Origin of the sequence: Neisseria weixii (genome assembly GCF_042658245.1) — a bacterium.
GTDB classification, from domain to species: domain Bacteria; phylum Pseudomonadota; class Gammaproteobacteria; order Burkholderiales; family Neisseriaceae; genus Neisseria; species Neisseria weixii.
The window spans coordinates 14,592-30,173 of sequence record NZ_JBHSPY010000015.1; the positions used below are offsets into that span (position 1 = coordinate 14,592).

A 15,582-nucleotide genomic window follows, 5' to 3' on the forward strand; every position below is an offset into this window, starting at 1 on the left:
TTCTCGCCACAAGAATGTAAAGGAATTGATGATGAAAACATTATCGACAGTCATCCGTTTGGGCGGCGCCGCGGTATTGGGCTTTGGTTTGATGGCGCAAGCGGCAGCGGCCGAAGCTGTGCAGAAACTCGGCTTTATCAATACCGAGCGCGTGTATCTTGAATCCAAACAAGCGCAAGGCATTCAGGCCAAGCTGGAAAAAGAATTCAACAGTCGCCAAAAAAACTTGCAAAAGCTGCAGCGACAAGGTGCGGATTTAGAGAAAAAGCTGGCTGACAACAGCTTACAAGGCCAAGCGCGTGAAAAGCTTGCCAAGCAATGGGGCGACATGGTACAGCGTTTCCGCCGTGAACAAGCCGAGTTGGCGGAAGATTACAATCTGCGCCGCAATGAAGAATTCGCCGCTTTGCAGCAAAACGCCAACCGCGTGATTCTCGAATTGGCCAAGCAAGAACGCTATGACGTGATTTTGCAGGACGTCATCTACGTCAACAGCAAATATGACATCACCGACAGCGTGATTAAAGCGATGAATGCACGATAAGGCTGCAGACGGCCTTAAAATAACATAGGCCGTCTGAAAACATTGCGCAGCCATCAGCCTTATTGTTTTTCGATTCAGACGGCCTGTTGCGACTGGCCGCAAATCATCTTTTTGCCGTTGGCGCGTATCATTGCAAGCGTTCAGACGGCCTGAAAGTCCCATCATGACTTCACAAACCTACACCCTTTCCCAAATTGTGGCCGAGCTTGGCGGCGAATGGCGTGGCGACGATATTGCCATTGAAGCCGTGCGCCCATTGGCCGAAGCACATGCCACGCACATCAGCTTTTTGGCTAACCCGAAATACAAAGCCGATGTGCACGACAGCCAAGCCGGTGCGATTATCGTATCGGACAAATCTGCTGATGAATTCAGTGGCCGCAACCTGATTGTTGCGGCTGACCCTTATCTTTATTTCGCCAAAGTGGCGCGCCTGTTTTCCCCCATCGTGAAAGCCACCGGCGGCGTGCATCCGACTGCCGTGATTGAGCCGAGTGCGACTGTGCCGGCCAGTTGCGAAATCGGTGCCAACGTCTATATCGGTGCTAATACTGTTTTGGGTGAAAACTGCCGTATTCTGGCCAATGCCGTGGTCGAACACGACTGCACTTTGGGCGAAGAAACCGTGATTCACCCCAACGCCGTGATTTACTACGGCTGCACCTTGGGCAGGCGCGTGGAAATTCATTCCGGTGCGGTTATCGGCGCCGACGGTTTTGGTTTGGCCTTTGCCGGTGACTCATGGTTTAAAATCCCGCAAACCGGCGGCGTGACCTTGGGTGATGATGTCGAAATCGGTTCCAATACCAACATCGACCGCGGAGCCATGAGCGATACCACCGTCGGCAACGGCACCAAAATCGACAACCAAATCCAAATCGGCCACAACTGCAAAATCGGTTCGCATACCGTGATTGCGGCCAAAACAGGCATTTCCGGCAGCGTAACCGTCGGCAATTACTGCATCATCGGCGGCGGTGTCGGCACGGTCGGCCACATCGAAATCGCCGACAAAACCAACATCGGCGGCGGTACCAGCCTGACCCACAGCATTACCGAACCGGGGCAGCACATTGCCGGCATCTTCCCTGACATGCCGTATAAAGAATGGGTGCGCAACGGTGTACACATCCGCCATCTGAATGACATGCACAAGCGTCTCAAGCAGCTGGAAAAAACACTGGGCACCGATAACCCAATCCACACTGATTCTGAAAAATAAGAGGAAAATCATGGACTTCACGTTACCGATTGAAGCAAAAGATATTCAAAAACTGATTCCGCACCGCTACCCGTTTTTACAGCTCGACCGCATTACCGCTTACGAGCCGATGAAATGCCTGACCGCGATTAAAAACGTCACCATGAACGAGCCGCAATTCCAAGGTCATTTCCCGGATTTGCCGGTGATGCCGGGCGTGCTGATTATCGAAGCCATGGCGCAAGCCTGCGGCACGCTGGCCATCTTGAGCGAAGGAGGCCGCAAAGACAACGAATTTTTCTTCTTCGCCGGCATCGACAACGCCCGTTTCAAGCGCCAAGTGATTCCGGGCGACCAACTGGTGTTCGAAGTCGAACTCATCACCAGCAAACGCGGTATCGGCAAATTCAACGCCGTGGCCAAAGTAGGCGGCCAAGTGGCGGTGGAAGCCGAAATCATGTGTGCCAAGCGCGTGGTATAAACTTTTAGCGTTGCCACTTATGCAGCAGATAACAGGCCGTCTGAACCTTTTCAGACGGCCTCATTGAAATAAGGAGCATAACATGTCCCTCATCCACCCGGCCGCCATCATCGACCCCAAAGCCCAGCTCGATTCCAGCGTGAAAGTAGGGCCTTACACCGTGATCGGCCCGAACGTGCAAATCGGCGCGAACACCGAAATCGGTTCGCACGTCGTGATTAACGGCCACACCACCATCGGCGAAAACAACCGCATTTTCCAATTTGCCAGCTTGGGTGAAATCCCGCAGGACAAAAAATACCGCGACGAACCGACCCGCCTGATTATCGGCAACGGCAACACCATCCGCGAATTCACCACCTTCAACCTCGGCACCGTGACCGGCATCGGCGAAACCCGCATCGGCGACGACAACTGGATTATGGCCTACTGCCACTTGGCGCACGACTGCGTTGTCGGCAACCACACCATTTTCGCCAACAACGCGAGCTTGGCCGGACACGTCACCATCGGCGATTATGTGATTCTCGGCGGCTATACGCTGGTGTTCCAATTCTGCCATATCGGCGACTACGCCATGACCGCGTTTGCCGCCGGCGTGCATAAAGACGTGCCGCCGTATTTCATGGCCGCAGGCTACCGCGCCGAACCTGCGGGCTTGAACAGCGAAGGCATGCGCCGTAACGGCTTTAGCGCCGAACAAATCGCCAGCGTGAAAGACGTATACAAAACCATCTACCACCGCGGCATTCCGTTTGAAGAAGCCAAAGCCGACATTTTGAAACGTGCAGAGACCCAATCCGAATTGGCCGTGTTTAAAGACTTTTTCGCCGAATCCACGCGCGGCATTATCCGTTGATTAGGTTATAAAAAAATAGCAAAGGCCGTCTGAAAAATGTTTTTCAGACGGCCTTTTGTCCGGTTTGCCTGTACCTACATCTTATCGTATTTGTCGGACATATAGATAACCATTATCCACAAAAGACAGGCATACATGATAACTGATGAGGCAGTAGACAGCAGGTTTTCCAGCGCAGTCATCGGCGGCATAGGACACCGTACACCGCATTCATTGGTTACACCGAAAATATAATAAATGACTTCGTTGATAACCAAAATAATAACGGGTTTTTTGTATTTTTGGAAAATATTGCGGATAAAATCCAAAATGGTGTCTGATATCATGCCTTATTCCCTATAGTCAGATGCCCAAGCCATTTCTATGGAGAAGGGTTTATAGTGTTCTTCTATTGACGGTTCAATGATTTAGAGAAAAATTAAAAATGTCATGCCGAAAAAAATCAGATAAACGTAGGCTTTGTTGGAATGCTTGAAATGTTCAATGCATTTTTTATAGAAGTATTTTATTGGCTTGTCGGGTTGTTTGCACTTTCTTTGATTCCTTTGGTTTTTTATGATGACGGTCATAAAAATAGGGTGGTCTGCATTTTTTGCATTTATAGCGGCATTTGTTACTGATGTGTTGTAATTGAAACAGCCATTGATATTATTTTATCAATGGCTGCGTTCTTAGTGTTTAGAGTCCTAACAGTTCAATACTGTCTATTGTTAAAAAAGCCGTGCGGTCTGCACGGCTTTACAGCTTACATATCATTGTGTTTATCAGTCATATGAATAATAACAATCCAAATGACACAAACCCAAATAATAATATGAAAAACAGTAGATAAGAAATTTTCAAAAGAAGTCATCGGCGGTGCCGGACAGCGCATACCACATTCATTACTCACACCGAAAATATTATATATGATACCGCTGACGACTAATACACAGACGGGTTTTTTGTATTTTCGAAACAGGTTATTCATAAATTCCGAAATACGGTGCCACATAATGCCGATGCCTCCTGCTTCTCATATGCCCAAGAAAGCCATTTCTAAGCGGGAACGATGATATAATGCTGCTGTATTGATACAGCTGCGATATTGGCGGTTACTGCGGATGACGTTTAGCCACCCCTTATAGGTTGTAAGTGGGTCATGCGCCAACCATATCGGCAATTATCCCGACCATCATTTCCCGCAGCGAACCTGGTGCAGTATATAGAAAATTGTATGTCACATCTACTGCAAGCATACGTTTCGAACAGGTTTTAATACTGTTTACCACGTCTTCTACGACTTGAATCACATCATCATTGACATTTTCAGGACGGTTGGCGGCAACGACGCCTTTCCCCCAAATTGCATCAATAAGGCCGCTTACGGCGATTTTGAAGTCGTTATCAGTAAAGTTATGTTGAGCCATTTTAATTTCTCCTTTATAGACTTGGCATGATTACTTTGTAACGGTAGCGTTCAGCTGCGGGTTATCGGCCTGCAGATTGACATCGCCTTGGTTTTTGAAAGATGAGCAGGCGGCAATCAGGGTTACGGTAAGTAAGCAGATTGCGGCTGCGGTCAGTTTGAATTTATTTTTAAAATTCATTTTATTTCTCCTGTTTTAATTTTTTTGAATGAAGTCTGAAAACTTAGGAATATTCAGACTTTTTTTGTGCCAGTGCCTGACTGACGGAGTAAATTTAAAATTAAATTTTATAAATGCAAAGTATTATTTTAGATTTATTTTAAAAATTAATTAATTGTTGATTTTTAAAATAAAAAAACCGCAGAGCCATGCCCTGCGGAAAGGTGATTTTAAAAATTTATTTGACTATCCGCCGCGCCAGACCATTCTGCCGAGCAGTTGGAATTTATCGGCATTGTCAAAACCGACGGTCATCGGTTCGTAATCGGGATTGCTGCTGATAAGCAGCAGGCCGTCTTCGGTTTGGCGGATACGTTTGATGTAAAACTTTTCTTTAAACACGAATGCGTAAATTTCTCCGTCGGCAATATCCAAATCGGAAATATCGATTAATACCGTATCCCAGTCTTTGAGTTCGGGCTCCATACTGTCGCCGCGCACATACATGCCGCGCAGGTTTTCAGGATTTAACCGCTTGGCCGCAAACCAGCGTTGTCGGAACAGCAGCGGGTCTTCTTTGTGGTTGCTTATCCAGACGAAATTTCCGCTGCCTGCCGATAATTTGTAGTCATAGAAACCTATTTCGTGATGGGTGTCGGAACCCTGACTGTATTCTTGTACAGCTACCGGTGAATGTTCGGGTAAAAGGGTATCCTTGCCGAATTGCAGCCACACGGGACTGACATCTAATACTTCGGCAATTTTTTCCAATCTTTTGGCACGGGGAATAACCTTGCTGTTTTCATCTTCCCAGTGTTTGACAGCTTGTGCGGTTACACCGACCGCATCGCCGAGCTGCTGTAATGTCCAACCTTTTTGCTGTCTCATTTGGCGGATTCGGGTATGTATGGTTTCCATAATGTCCGTTGTGTAGTGGTTTGAAATTTACAATATTAAAATACCCTGACTTTAATATCAAATTTAATTTTAAAATTAGGCCGTCTGAAACTTTCAGACGGCCTTTCCGTATCCATCTGTTAAAATACCGACAACTTAATCAGTCTGATCAAACCATGAAAACAAACCTAACCATCGCCATCTGCGTCGGCGAGGCTTCAGGCGATTTGCTCGGGGCGCATTTAATCCGTGCTTTGAAACAGCGTTGCCCTGACGCGGAATTTATCGGCATCGGCGGCGAGCACATGAAGGCAGAGGGCTTTGAGAGCCTGTATGACCAAGAAAAGCTGGCGGTGCGCGGTTTTGTCGAGGTGGTGAAGCGGCTGCCGGAAATCCTGAAAATCCGCAAAGGCATTGTGAATGATTTAATCCGTATCAAGCCTGATGTGTTTGTCGGCATTGATGCACCGGATTTCAATCTCGGCGTGGCGGAGAAACTCAAAGCTGCGGGGATTCCGACCGTGCATTATGTCAGCCCGTCGGTGTGGGCGTGGCGGCGCGGGCGGGTGAATAAGATTGTGCATCAGGTCAACAAAGTATTGTGCCTGTTCCCAATGGAGCCGCAGCTTTATCTGGAAGCGGGCGGGCAGGCGGCGTTTGTCGGGCATCCGATGGCGCAAACCATGCCAATGGAAGCCGACCAACAAGCGGCGCGGGCGCATCTCGGTTTGCCGTCTGACATTCCGGTGTTCGCCTTGATGCCTGGCAGCCGTGTGAGCGAAATCGATTATATGGCACCGATATTTTTTCAGACGGCCTTATTGCTGCTGGAAAAATATCCGCAGGCGCAGTTTGTGTTGCCGGCGGCCACCGCCGCCACTGGCAAGCGTTTGAACGAAATTTTGGCGCAAGCGGAATTTGCCAGCCTGCCTTTGACTTTGGTGGACAAGCAATCCGATGTGGTGTGTACCGCCGCCGATGTGGTGTTGGTGACGAGCGGCACGGCCACGCTGGAAGTGGCTTTGTGCAAGCGGCCGATGGTGATCAGCTACAAGATTTCGCCGCTGACTTATGCTTATGTGAAGCGCAAAGTCAACGTGCCGCACGTCGGGCTGCCGAATATTCTGCTGAACAAAGAAGCCGTGCCGGAATTGCTGCAACACGATGCCACGCCGGAGAAGCTGGCGGCGGCGGTGGCGCATTGGTACGACCATCCGGCAGCGGTGGCGCAATTGAAACAGGATTTTCATGCGCTGCATGAGCTGCTGAAAAAAGATACCACCGCGCTGGCTGCAGAAGCGGTGTTGGCGCAAGTGAAGGCCGTCTGAAAAAACGAAACCCCCCCGTTGATTGCTCAACGGGGGGATAAACTCGCGTTTGGAAGGGTATAACACTGTTGCCAGTCCATCGATCCAACCAAACTAACGAGTTGATTTTATAATTTTTTGGAATGTAGGGTCAAGTTATCTGAGATAGTCGTCAATTTTCTGAGCTTTTAATATTTTTTAATTGCAAAAATTTATAAAAAAGTAAGCGAAAATATTGAAACTAATTCGTATTTCTATTTTTCAAAAAGAAGGGCAGCTACAGCAGTTAGGTAAATGTTCTAAATTTATTTACCCATTTATTAAAGAGTTAAAGAATGCGTACATTAACTAACAGTGAATTGAATAATGTTTCTGGCGGCTGGGTTGCTAATGCAGCAGGTGCCGTGTTAGGTGGTTATGCAGGAGGTTATGGTTATTTGGCAGCGGGAGGAAAAAATCCTAATGGTTTCTTTGCTTCTGTTGCAGGCGGGGCTGCCGGAGGAGCACTTAGCCCGGTTAGAGGGATGGCAATGGGAGCTCGTGCCGTTGCAAGCGGATTGGCTTCTGCCGGTGTCAATACTTATTTGTCAAAATAGTCAAAATTTTCAATGGGCATAACTAATATGTTAGATACCGTATTGAATATTCGTCTAAGTGTTTTACAGGTTATCTTAATAACAGTTACTTTCTTAGGTGTCTATTCTGTTTATAAGCTTGTTATGCGCCGCATTTCTGAAAATTCAATATGGTCATTTGTTGTTCAGTTGGTTGTAACAATAGTTGCCAGTTACCTGTTTTTTCAGATAATGCAAATGAAAAATTGAATATTTCGAATCCGTAACAGATCAAAAGGCCGTCTGAAAGCAAAACGCTTTCAGACGGCCCTTTAATTTGAAAACAACATCAAACCATCAGTGATCCGAAGCTTTCGCCGCGCCCACGCCCGTCATTGAGCGCATGTATTGTGCGGCAAAGCCCGCCTTGTCTTTCGCTGCTTGGGCAGAATGGTCGGTAACCGATACCAACCAAGCCACGATAAAGGCCAATGGGATGGTGAAGATGGCCGGGCTGCCGTATGGGAAGACGGGTGCTTCGTTGCCCAATACGGCCACCCAAATGCTTGGGCCTAAGAAGATCAGCAGCAATGCGCCGAACAATCCGGCCAAGCCGCCGGCCACCACGCCGCGGGTCGTCAAGCCTTTCCAGAACATACTCAACATCAGCACAGGGAAGTTGGCCGAAGCAGCAACGGCGAACACCAAGCCCACCATAAAGGCCACGTTTTGGTTTTCGAAGGCCAAGCCCAATGCTACCGCTAACACACCCAAGACAACCGTTGCCACGCGCGAGATACGCATTTCTTCTTCTGCGGTTGCTTTACCTTTGCGAATCACCGACGAATAAATATCGTGGCTTACCGCAGACGCACCCGACAGGGTCAAACCGGCCACCACTGCCAAAATGGTAGCGAATGAGACGGCGGAGATGAAGCCCAGCAGCAGGTTGCCGCCCAAAGCGCCGGACAAGTGGACTGCGGTCATGTTCACGCCGCCGACCATTTCGTACACGGTTTTGCCGTCTTTCAGCATTTGTGTGAAGAATTGCGGATTGTCTTTGGTCAGGAAAATCATCGCGCCGAAACCGATAATGCCGGTGAGCAGGTAGAAATAGCCGACCAAGCCTGTGGCCACAACCACGGATTTGCGCGCTTCGCGGGCATCGGGTACGGTAAAGAAGCGCATCAGGATGTGCGGCAGGCCGGCCGTGCCGAACATCAGAGCCAGGCCGAGAGAGAGTGCATCTACCGGGTCTTTCACCATGCCGCCCGGTGCCATAACGGCTTCGCCGTTTTCATGCGATTTGACGGCGGTGGCAAACATGGTTTCCAAGCTGAAGCCCGAATTTTTCAAGATGATAAACGAAATCAGCGTCGCGCCGCCCAGTAGCAGCACGGCTTTAATCATCTGTACCCAAGTGGTTGCCAGCATACCGCCGAACAATACATACACCACCATCAGCGTGCCGACCAAAATCACGGCAGACAAATAATTCATGCCGAACAAAAGCTGAATCAGTTTGCCTGCGCCCACCACCTGTGCGATAAGGTAGAGTACCACAATCAGCAGTGTACTGGTCGCGGCGAACAGGCGTACCGGTTTTTGGTTGAAGCGGTAGGCCGCCACGTCGGAGAAGGTGAATTTGCCCAAATTGCGCAGACGTTCGGCTATTAGGAACAACACAATCGGCCAGCCCACCAAAAAGCCTACCGAGTAAATCAGGCCGTCGTAACCGCGTGTGAACACAAGGGCCGATACTCCCAAGAATGATGCGGCCGACATATAGTCGCCGGCGATTGCCAAGCCGTTTTTGGTGCCGGAAATCCCGCCGCCGCCCGTGTAGAAATCCTGTGCCGATTTATTCTGCTTGGCCGCCCATTTGGTAATGAACAAGGTGGCGGAGACGAAAATCAGGAACATGATAATCGCCGTCCAGTTGGTGGCCTGACGCTGTACCTCGCCGGTAATCGCGTCCGCCGCCCACAGGCGGCCTGAAGTCAAGAATGCTGACAAAGATAATAATTTCCGCATCATTCTGCTCCTCCTTCACTGACGGGATTGGTGGCGGGCAGGCGCGGTTTCAGACGGCCTGTCTGAGGCAGGTTCGTCTCCGAATACCTCGCGAATCACTTCTTGGGTCATGTTTTCAAACTTACCGTTGGCGATATATACGTAAATCGCCGTGGTAATGAATGAGAACACAATCACAAATATGCCGATGTAAATGCCCCAAGTAGTAACACTGCCGGGGCTGGTTTTGATGGCGAAAAGTTGCGGATTGATGCCGATGGCCAAAATGAAAGCGACATACACGAAAAAGATGACGGCGGAAAACATCCACCCCAAAATCGATTTCTGCATGGCCATGCGTTTGAATTTCGGATGAGCTAAGACCTGCTCAACCCGACGCTGCTCCTCAACAGCGTAGTGGTCGTGCCGATTCATGATTTTTTCCTTCTAAAGACTTAAAACAAAGACTTAAAAAACCGCTTTTTTATTCAGCGGCTGAGTGAAACTTCTTATGCTACCGCGATACCGCATGTCGTCGTACGCTTCTGACGGGATGAAACGACATTACCGCAGTTAAATGTTTATTTCAATAGTCGATAAAATGTTAATCTTTTTAAAAATCATATAGTTGCTATGTTAATTATCTGTTACGTAGAAAAAACAAAGCTTGGTCGTACAACAAAATCAAGCGCTTAGACAGACATAGGCCGTCTGAAAGAAAAAATTTTCGTTTAATATTTAAAAAAGACTCTTTGACGCATAAATTGAGTTTTTTCGTTGGCCGCCGGACTTAAAATCAATCAAAACGGAATAAGAATAATTGGAAGAAAGTTCCGATTGTGGGTTGAGGCCTTTACAAAACCCGGTTTGAGTCTGAGAACCTATGCCCGTCATTAGCTGCGCAAGTCTGCTGCCCATACCTCCCGCAGCTGATAACGGATTAGAGGTTTTTGAGGATTTTCGGGGTTTGTAAAGGCATCTCAGGCCGTCTGAAACCTCAACCAACCGTCCAAACAAAAGAGCCGGACAGATCCGGCTCTTTTGTCGGGTCAGATACCCTGCGTATGATCGTGCAGGATTTTCTGATACACATCGTCCGGCAGGTAAGGCTTAATCATTTCGCGCCACCCATCCGGGCCGATTAACCCTTTTACCATGGTGGATGAGACTTCGGCGATTTCGCGCGGCGGCATCAGGAATACGGTGGAAATTTCCGGTGCCAAATCGCTGTTGATGTAGCGCATTGAGCGTTCGTATTCGTAGTCTGCGGCGGTGCGGATACCGCGAACAATGAAGCGCGCCTCGACTTGGCGGGCATAATGCACCAGAAAGCGGTTTTCAAACACGGTGATTTTGACGTTGGGAAATTCGGCGGTCACTGCTTCCAGCATCGCCTGCCGCTCTTCAATGGTGTAGGTATTCTGTTTTTCCGGATTAACACCGACGGCGACAATCAGTTCGTCAAACAAAGCCTGAGCTTCGCGAATCATCCAAACATGACCGAGCGTAGGCGGATCGAAACTGCCGGCATACACGGCGCGGCGGACGGGGTTTGTGTTCATAATGGGGCAGGAGAAAGGGTTAAGGCGACAGAATAATGCTTGAAAGGCGGGGTGTCAAAGAAATATCCGTAATGACAAAGCAACAGGCCGTCTGAAACTGCATACGATCCGGAAAATGGAACCTATACCGTTTCAGACGGCCTGTTATGCATGAGCAGCTAAACCGGTTAATCGTCGCCGCCCAATGCCAACAACAAATGCAGCAGGCTGCTGAAAATGTTGTAGAGAGAAATAAAGATGGTCAATGCTGCGCTGATGTGGCTGTCTTCGCCGCCGTCAATCACTTGGCGCACTTGAAACATAATCAGTAGCGAGCTGAACAACACAAAACCGGCGGAAATGGTCAGGCTCAAAGCCGGAATCTGCATAAACAGATTCGCCACCACAGCAATCATCAAGATCACTGCGCCGACGGTCAAGAAGCGGCCGAGCGAGCTCATGTTGATGTTGGTGCGTCGAGCCATAGCCGACATGGTGAAGAACACGGCGGCGGTCATCGCAGCGGCGATGCCGACGATTTGCGCGCCGTCAGACATGCCCAAAGCGTATTGCAGCAGCGGGCTGATCAATACGCCCATGCCGAAAGTGAACACCATCAGCAGGGCAACGCCGGTGTTGCTGTAGCGGTTTTTCTCAATCATGAAGGCCATGGCGTAGAAAAACACGAAAAAGGCGATGGCCGCTATCCAGCCACCACCGAGGATGCTGTAGATGCTGAAGCCCATTTTGCTGCTGATGAAGGCACCGGCCATGGCTGGAATAAAAGACAAGCCCAGCAGGCGGTAGGTTTTTTGCAGCACGGTGTTTTTCTGTACCGCGCTGCCGGTAGAGGTGTAGTCGTAAACGTCGTTTTGCATGGCGTTTGCTCCTGAAGATAAGTGTGTAAAAATGAATGAAACCGGATTTTAACAGTAATTGTCTGAACTTTGTGCGGAATTTATCGCGAGACATTCAAATAAATCATTCAAATAAATAATGTAAATAATGCCGGCACCATCACCCACGCCAAAACCGTGATGCTCCATTGCGGCAGCAGTTTGTCCAGTTCAAAAGAAGATGAGGTATTGTTCAATAAATTCAAGTGAACAAACGTTGCCGCGAGCATAAAGGCTTGTAAAACCAGCCATGAAAAGCCGTGAAAATAACGCGCCAGCCACACGCTCCAGCAAACCGCCGCCATGACGGCCAATGCCCGATGGTAATGTTTGGCGTGGGGTAAACCCAAACGCGCGGCCAAGGTGCGTTTGCCGCTGATCCAATCATGTTCGATGTCGTGCATATTATTCAGATTCAGCACCATGGTGCACCACAACCCCATCGCGCTGGCAGCCACGGATCGGTGTTCAGACGGCCTGTGTGCAGATATTCGCTGCCCAAAACCGCCAGCCGGCCGAAAAACACAAATACCGCCGCATCGCCGAAACTGATGTAGCCGTAAGGTTTGCGTCCGGCGGTGTAGCCATAGGCCGCTGCCAAGGCTGTGGCGCCGAGCAGCAGCCAGACCAGCCAGTCTTTGCCGCTGCTTTGTGCTAAAGCCGGCAAGGCGGTTGCCAGCAAGGCAATACCGAGCAGGCAGCACAATCCGGCGCTGATGGCCAACCCTTTTTGCATGGTGTGGCGGCTGATGCGGCCGGCAGCCACCATGCGCGGCGGGCCTTGCCGGCCGAATCGGCGCCGTTTTGCGCACCGCCGTAATCGTTGGTTGGACAGATTGCTGAAAATTTGCAAAGCCACCGCCGTGGCGATGGTTAGTATTGCGGTCGGCCAATGTAATGATTGCTGCAACGCTGCCAGCAGGCAGCCGCACAGGGTAGAGGCGGTGGCCAAGGGAAGGGTGCGCAAACGGGCGGCGTGTATCCAAGCGTTGAGCGATATGGCGAAATAATAGACTGGAAAATAAAAGGAAAATCAGTTAAAAGGCCGTCTGAACGTTTCAGACGGCCTGTGGGCGTTACGCCGGTTCTTGCGGCACATAACCTTGTACTTGGTCGGCACCGTCGCCGAAGAAGTATTGTTCCATCTGCTGCGCCAGATATTCGCGTGCGCGCGGGTCGGCGAGGCTCAAACGGTTTTCGTTGATGAGCATGGTTTGGTGGCGCGTCCAAGCCTGCCATGCTTCTTGTGATACGTTTTCAAAAATGCGCTTGCCCAATTCATTTGGCAGCGGTGGGAATTTCATGCCTTCGGCTTCTCGGCCGAGTTTGACGCAATGTACCATGCGGGTCATGGCAGTTCCTTTGGTGGGTTTCAGACGGCCTTCATTTTAACGGATTACCGCAGATTGCGAAAGACACATGCTTATCATGCGCAGACACAAAAAAGCCGTCGGAAACTGTATTTCAGACGGCTTTTTTGTATGCAGGATTAGTTTTCAGCGGCCAAGCGGGCATGGGTGTCATTGTAGCGGATGTCGCTTTGTTGGCGGGTGCCGGTACTTGGCGCGGTATATTCAATACGGTCTTTTTCTTGAAACGTTGGCCTTGCGGTTGTTCAACTTGTTGCAAGCCAACAATCGGACCTGAATCGTTAGCGTGATCCCAAGCCGGTTGCGGTGCGCCTTTGGCTGCGGCTAAAGTGGCAGAGACGGCGATTAAAGTGGTGAATAAAATGGTTTTCATGATAAATTCCTTACTCTTGTAAACAGGTTATGTTGTAAAGGTTGTTTTTTTCAACCGATGAGTGCATTCTAGTCTTTCTTGGTTGATAAATGGTTGTTTTGTTGATGTAATATTTCTTATTGGGAAACATTGGGCGTGAATGATTTTCAGACGGCCTAAGGTAACCGTTTCGCCAAACCAAAAAGAGCAGAATCTGGATTCTGCTCTTTTTGGTTTGGCGTGTTGGCTTATAAACCGTAAACAAATATTTTGGAATTGCGGCCGCTGTCGATTAGATCCTGACGGCGTTCGGCCGGCAGATCTTGTGCCGAGGCCGTCTGAAAACCACGTTCGATAAACCATTCGCCGGTGTGGGTGGACAGCGCGAACAATTTGCGGATGCCGGCTTGGCGCGCTTTGTGGAAAAGATGCGCCAGCAGCAGCTCGCCGTAGCCGCCGTCTTGCGCATCGGGTGAGACGACCAAACAGGCCAGTTCGCCCAAATGCGGTTCGGCAAAGGTTTTCAAGGCCACGCAGCCGTAGATGTGTTGGTCGTGTTCCAACACGGAAAAGGTGTGGATTTGGTCTTCGAGGTATTCGCGGCTGCGGTGCAGCAAAATGCCTTTTTCTTCCAGCGGACGGATAAGCGCCATGATGTTGGGGATGTCGTGGCTGTGCGCGGCGCGGATGTTGACGAAGGAATCGCGGGCAATGGAGGTGCCGGCGCCGTGGCGGGTGAAGAGTTCCCGAATCAGGCTGCCGTCGTCGCGGCCGCTGAGAATTTGCGTGCGTAACACGCCGTGTTCGACAGCATGAAGCGCGGATTGAATCAGGCGTTGCTGCGGCGGATGCTGCGTCATCAATTGTCGCACCTCTTGGGCGGAAAGATTGGTAATCAATAGGCCGTCTGAATCTAAAATACCTTCTTCTTCAATCAGATAAATCAGCTTTTCCGCTTTGAGTGCAATGGCGGCGGATTCGGCGATGTCGCTCATGCTGAGGTTGAAGGTTTTGCCGCTTAAAGAGTGGGCGAGCGGGCTGATGAGTACCAAAGCTCCGCTGTCGAGGCGGTTGACGATGGATTCGGTGTCGATTTTGCGTACCAAACCGGTGTAGCCCATGTCGGTACCGCCGATGATGCCCATCGGGCGGGCAGAAAGGAAATTGCCGCAAGCGACGCTTAAGGGTTTGTTGCGCTGCGGCGATTGGGAAATGCTGCTGCACAAGGCGGCTTCGATGTCGCTGCGCAACACGCCGTTGGCCTGTTTGGCCAGTTGCAGCGTGGTTTCGTCGGTGATGCGCCGTTCGTTGTGGTAGGCCGGGGTGCGGTTTTGCGCGGCAAGGGCAGCAGTAATCTGCACGCGCGAACCGTGTACCAACACCAAACGCACGCCCAGGCTGGCGAGCAGGTTTAAATCGGCGGCCAAGCGTTTGAGCGGTTCGCCTTCCAACAGGCTGCTGGCCACGCCGATGACCAGCGTTTTGCCACGCAGATAGTTGATGTAGGGCGCGGCTTCGCGAAAGTCGCCGACAAAACCAACAGATGTATTCATGTAAAAAATTAAGCCAATAAAATCAGATAGAAAAGCTGCATGATTAACACGGTCAGCGCGATAAGCGAGGCCAGTGTCCAGTTGAAACCGTCTTTATTCTTTTCCGTCACCGCCACCGTGGTTTCAGGCTTGGTTGAAAGCGTCACGCCGTCGAGCAAATCAGCGATTTCATTGCGCGAAAGTTGCTTGTGTTGGCGGGCTTGTGCGCCGATGTTGTGCACCAAGCGCACATCGGTCACGGCATTGGGCAGGGCTTCAGGTTGGAATTGCTCTTTCAGGTAGGTCGGATGGTCTTTGGCTTTGAATAAGCCCTCGCATTCTTGGCAGACCACAAAACCTTGCGCCACATTCAATTGAGCGTCTTTCACCCAAAGATGTGTGCGGCAGTGGGGGCAGGTGCAAGCTGGCATGGGTAAACTCGTTTCATAATATATTGATTTAATTGT

Annotated in this window: 20 protein-coding genes; 6 read left to right on the forward strand and 14 right to left on the reverse strand. The window is 50.1% G+C overall.

The genetic code is table 11. The features are described from left to right. The first annotated feature begins 31 nt into the window (after positions 1-31). The 4 genes from ACFPVS_RS08320 (at position 32) to lpxA (ending at position 3,085) form a co-directional block, all read left to right on the forward strand. Positions 32-544 (forward strand): OmpH/Skp family outer membrane protein, encoded by a 513-nt coding sequence (locus ACFPVS_RS08320; protein WP_378595644.1) that lies wholly within the window; start codon positions 32-34, stop codon positions 542-544. 163 nt (positions 545-707) lie between these two features. After that, the gene (gene lpxD, locus ACFPVS_RS08325; RefSeq protein WP_378595626.1) at positions 708-1,766 is read left to right on the forward strand and encodes a UDP-3-O-(3-hydroxymyristoyl)glucosamine N-acyltransferase; all 1,059 of its coding nucleotides are present in this window, start codon (positions 708-710) and stop codon (positions 1,764-1,766) included. A gap of 10 nt (positions 1,767-1,776) precedes the next feature. Then, positions 1,777-2,226 (forward strand): 3-hydroxyacyl-ACP dehydratase FabZ, encoded by a 450-nt coding sequence (gene fabZ / locus ACFPVS_RS08330; protein ID WP_123804127.1) that lies wholly within the window; start codon positions 1,777-1,779, stop codon positions 2,224-2,226. Between the two features lie 82 nt (positions 2,227-2,308). After that, entirely contained in the window at positions 2,309-3,085 is a 777-nt protein-coding gene (gene lpxA, locus ACFPVS_RS08335) for an acyl-ACP--UDP-N-acetylglucosamine O-acyltransferase (protein WP_123804126.1), read from the forward strand. 74 nt (positions 3,086-3,159) lie between these two features. On the opposite strand, the gene ACFPVS_RS08340 is transcribed toward lpxA, so the two are convergent. From ACFPVS_RS08340 to ACFPVS_RS08355, 4 genes are all read right to left on the reverse strand, one after another. Continuing rightward, complete coding sequence (locus ACFPVS_RS08340; RefSeq protein ID WP_123804125.1) at positions 3,160-3,411, reverse strand: hypothetical protein; 252 nt, start codon at positions 3,409-3,411, stop codon at positions 3,160-3,162. 813 nt (positions 3,412-4,224) lie between these two features. Beyond that, positions 4,225-4,494, reverse strand: coding sequence for a hypothetical protein (locus tag ACFPVS_RS08345; RefSeq protein ID WP_123804124.1), 270 nt, complete (start codon positions 4,492-4,494; stop codon positions 4,225-4,227). A 30-nt stretch (positions 4,495-4,524) separates the two neighbouring features. Further along, the gene (locus ACFPVS_RS08350) at positions 4,525-4,674 is read right to left on the reverse strand and encodes a hypothetical protein (RefSeq protein ID WP_158608757.1); all 150 of its coding nucleotides are present in this window, start codon (positions 4,672-4,674) and stop codon (positions 4,525-4,527) included. Positions 4,675-4,899: 225 nt separating this feature from the next. Further along, positions 4,900-5,571, reverse strand: a complete 672-nt coding sequence (locus ACFPVS_RS08355) for an XRE family transcriptional regulator (protein WP_378595629.1) — start codon at positions 5,569-5,571, stop codon at positions 4,900-4,902. A 155-nt stretch (positions 5,572-5,726) separates the two neighbouring features. Here ACFPVS_RS08355 and lpxB point away from each other — a divergent pair, with 155 nt between their 5' ends. Together lpxB and ACFPVS_RS08365 are read left to right on the forward strand one after the other, a co-directional pair. Further along, positions 5,727-6,878: a lipid-A-disaccharide synthase gene (gene lpxB / locus ACFPVS_RS08360; protein ID WP_123804122.1), complete on the forward strand. Its 1,152-nt coding sequence runs from the start codon at positions 5,727-5,729 to the stop codon at positions 6,876-6,878. 314 nt (positions 6,879-7,192) lie between these two features. Continuing rightward, positions 7,193-7,453: a bacteriocin gene (locus ACFPVS_RS08365; RefSeq protein ID WP_123804121.1), complete on the forward strand. Its 261-nt coding sequence runs from the start codon at positions 7,193-7,195 to the stop codon at positions 7,451-7,453. Between the two features lie 315 nt (positions 7,454-7,768). Here the strand turns inward: ACFPVS_RS08365 and ACFPVS_RS08370 are convergent, their stop codons facing one another. The 10 genes from ACFPVS_RS08370 to ACFPVS_RS08415 form a co-directional block, all read right to left on the reverse strand. After that, the gene (locus tag ACFPVS_RS08370; RefSeq protein ID WP_123804120.1) at positions 7,769-9,448 is read right to left on the reverse strand and encodes a cation acetate symporter; all 1,680 of its coding nucleotides are present in this window, start codon (positions 9,446-9,448) and stop codon (positions 7,769-7,771) included. A 12-nt stretch (positions 9,449-9,460) separates the two neighbouring features. Continuing rightward, positions 9,461-9,859 carry a DUF485 domain-containing protein gene (locus ACFPVS_RS08375; RefSeq protein WP_123804119.1) on the reverse strand — a complete coding sequence of 133 codons (399 nt, stop codon included), beginning with the start codon at positions 9,857-9,859 and terminating at the stop codon, positions 9,461-9,463. Positions 9,860-10,473: 614 nt separating this feature from the next. Further along, positions 10,474-10,986, reverse strand: coding sequence for a pantetheine-phosphate adenylyltransferase (coaD, locus tag ACFPVS_RS08380; RefSeq protein WP_123804118.1), 513 nt, complete (start codon positions 10,984-10,986; stop codon positions 10,474-10,476). 167 nt (positions 10,987-11,153) lie between these two features. Continuing rightward, entirely contained in the window at positions 11,154-11,843 is a 690-nt protein-coding gene (locus ACFPVS_RS08385; protein ID WP_378595632.1) for a Bax inhibitor-1 family protein, read from the reverse strand. Positions 11,844-11,950: 107 nt separating this feature from the next. Further along, positions 11,951-12,304 (reverse strand): UbiA family prenyltransferase, encoded by a 354-nt coding sequence (locus ACFPVS_RS08390; protein WP_233572899.1) that lies wholly within the window; start codon positions 12,302-12,304, stop codon positions 11,951-11,953. Beyond that, positions 12,277-12,828 (reverse strand): 1,4-dihydroxy-2-naphthoate octaprenyltransferase, encoded by a 552-nt coding sequence (menA, locus tag ACFPVS_RS08395; RefSeq protein ID WP_378595633.1) that lies wholly within the window; start codon positions 12,826-12,828, stop codon positions 12,277-12,279. Before menA ends, ACFPVS_RS08390 begins: the two co-directional genes overlap by 28 nt. Positions 12,829-12,937: 109 nt before the next feature. Beyond that, complete coding sequence (locus ACFPVS_RS08400; protein ID WP_095503041.1) at positions 12,938-13,213, reverse strand: oxidative damage protection protein; 276 nt, start codon at positions 13,211-13,213, stop codon at positions 12,938-12,940. A gap of 112 nt (positions 13,214-13,325) precedes the next feature. Then, complete coding sequence (locus ACFPVS_RS08405; RefSeq protein WP_233572090.1) at positions 13,326-13,604, reverse strand: hypothetical protein; 279 nt, start codon at positions 13,602-13,604, stop codon at positions 13,326-13,328. 227 nt (positions 13,605-13,831) lie between these two features. Then, positions 13,832-15,136 carry an amino-acid N-acetyltransferase gene (argA, locus tag ACFPVS_RS08410; RefSeq protein ID WP_378595634.1) on the reverse strand — a complete coding sequence of 435 codons (1,305 nt, stop codon included), beginning with the start codon at positions 15,134-15,136 and terminating at the stop codon, positions 13,832-13,834. 8 nt (positions 15,137-15,144) lie between these two features. Then, positions 15,145-15,546 carry an MJ0042-type zinc finger domain-containing protein gene (locus ACFPVS_RS08415; RefSeq protein ID WP_378595635.1) on the reverse strand — a complete coding sequence of 134 codons (402 nt, stop codon included), beginning with the start codon at positions 15,544-15,546 and terminating at the stop codon, positions 15,145-15,147. Positions 15,547-15,582 lie beyond the last annotated feature (36 nt).

What these genes read in the sequence shown, in the direction of transcription:
- ACFPVS_RS08400 (WP_095503041.1), bottom strand. Translation starts at nt 13,213, where the DNA reads ATGACCCGCATGGTACATTGCGTCAAACTCGGCCGAGAAGCCGAAGGC.
- ACFPVS_RS08340 (WP_123804125.1), bottom strand. Translation starts at nt 3,411, where the DNA reads ATGATATCAGACACCATTTTGGATTTTATCCGCAATATTTTCCAAAAA.
- ACFPVS_RS08320 (WP_378595644.1), top strand. Translation starts at nt 32, where the DNA reads ATGAAAACATTATCGACAGTCATCCGTTTGGGCGGCGCCGCGGTATTG.
- argA (WP_378595634.1), bottom strand. Translation starts at nt 15,136, where the DNA reads ATGAATACATCTGTTGGTTTTGTCGGCGACTTTCGCGAAGCCGCGCCC.
- ACFPVS_RS08415 (WP_378595635.1), bottom strand. Translation starts at nt 15,546, where the DNA reads ATGCCAGCTTGCACCTGCCCCCACTGCCGCACACATCTTTGGGTGAAA.
- ACFPVS_RS08375 (WP_123804119.1), bottom strand. Translation starts at nt 9,859, where the DNA reads ATGAATCGGCACGACCACTACGCTGTTGAGGAGCAGCGTCGGGTTGAG.
- lpxD (WP_378595626.1), top strand. Translation starts at nt 708, where the DNA reads ATGACTTCACAAACCTACACCCTTTCCCAAATTGTGGCCGAGCTTGGC.
- ACFPVS_RS08390 (WP_233572899.1), bottom strand. Translation starts at nt 12,304, where the DNA reads ATGGGGTTGTGGTGCACCATGGTGCTGAATCTGAATAATATGCACGAC.
- ACFPVS_RS08365 (WP_123804121.1), top strand. Translation starts at nt 7,193, where the DNA reads ATGCGTACATTAACTAACAGTGAATTGAATAATGTTTCTGGCGGCTGG.
- coaD (WP_123804118.1), bottom strand. Translation starts at nt 10,986, where the DNA reads ATGAACACAAACCCCGTCCGCCGCGCCGTGTATGCCGGCAGTTTCGAT.
- ACFPVS_RS08385 (WP_378595632.1), bottom strand. Translation starts at nt 11,843, where the DNA reads ATGCAAAACGACGTTTACGACTACACCTCTACCGGCAGCGCGGTACAG.
- lpxB (WP_123804122.1), top strand. Translation starts at nt 5,727, where the DNA reads ATGAAAACAAACCTAACCATCGCCATCTGCGTCGGCGAGGCTTCAGGC.
- fabZ (WP_123804127.1), top strand. Translation starts at nt 1,777, where the DNA reads ATGGACTTCACGTTACCGATTGAAGCAAAAGATATTCAAAAACTGATT.
- ACFPVS_RS08405 (WP_233572090.1), bottom strand. Translation starts at nt 13,604, where the DNA reads ATGAAAACCATTTTATTCACCACTTTAATCGCCGTCTCTGCCACTTTA.
- ACFPVS_RS08350 (WP_158608757.1), bottom strand. Translation starts at nt 4,674, where the DNA reads ATGAATTTTAAAAATAAATTCAAACTGACCGCAGCCGCAATCTGCTTA.
- ACFPVS_RS08370 (WP_123804120.1), bottom strand. Translation starts at nt 9,448, where the DNA reads ATGATGCGGAAATTATTATCTTTGTCAGCATTCTTGACTTCAGGCCGC.
- ACFPVS_RS08355 (WP_378595629.1), bottom strand. Translation starts at nt 5,571, where the DNA reads ATGGAAACCATACATACCCGAATCCGCCAAATGAGACAGCAAAAAGGT.
- ACFPVS_RS08345 (WP_123804124.1), bottom strand. Translation starts at nt 4,494, where the DNA reads ATGGCTCAACATAACTTTACTGATAACGACTTCAAAATCGCCGTAAGC.
- lpxA (WP_123804126.1), top strand. Translation starts at nt 2,309, where the DNA reads ATGTCCCTCATCCACCCGGCCGCCATCATCGACCCCAAAGCCCAGCTC.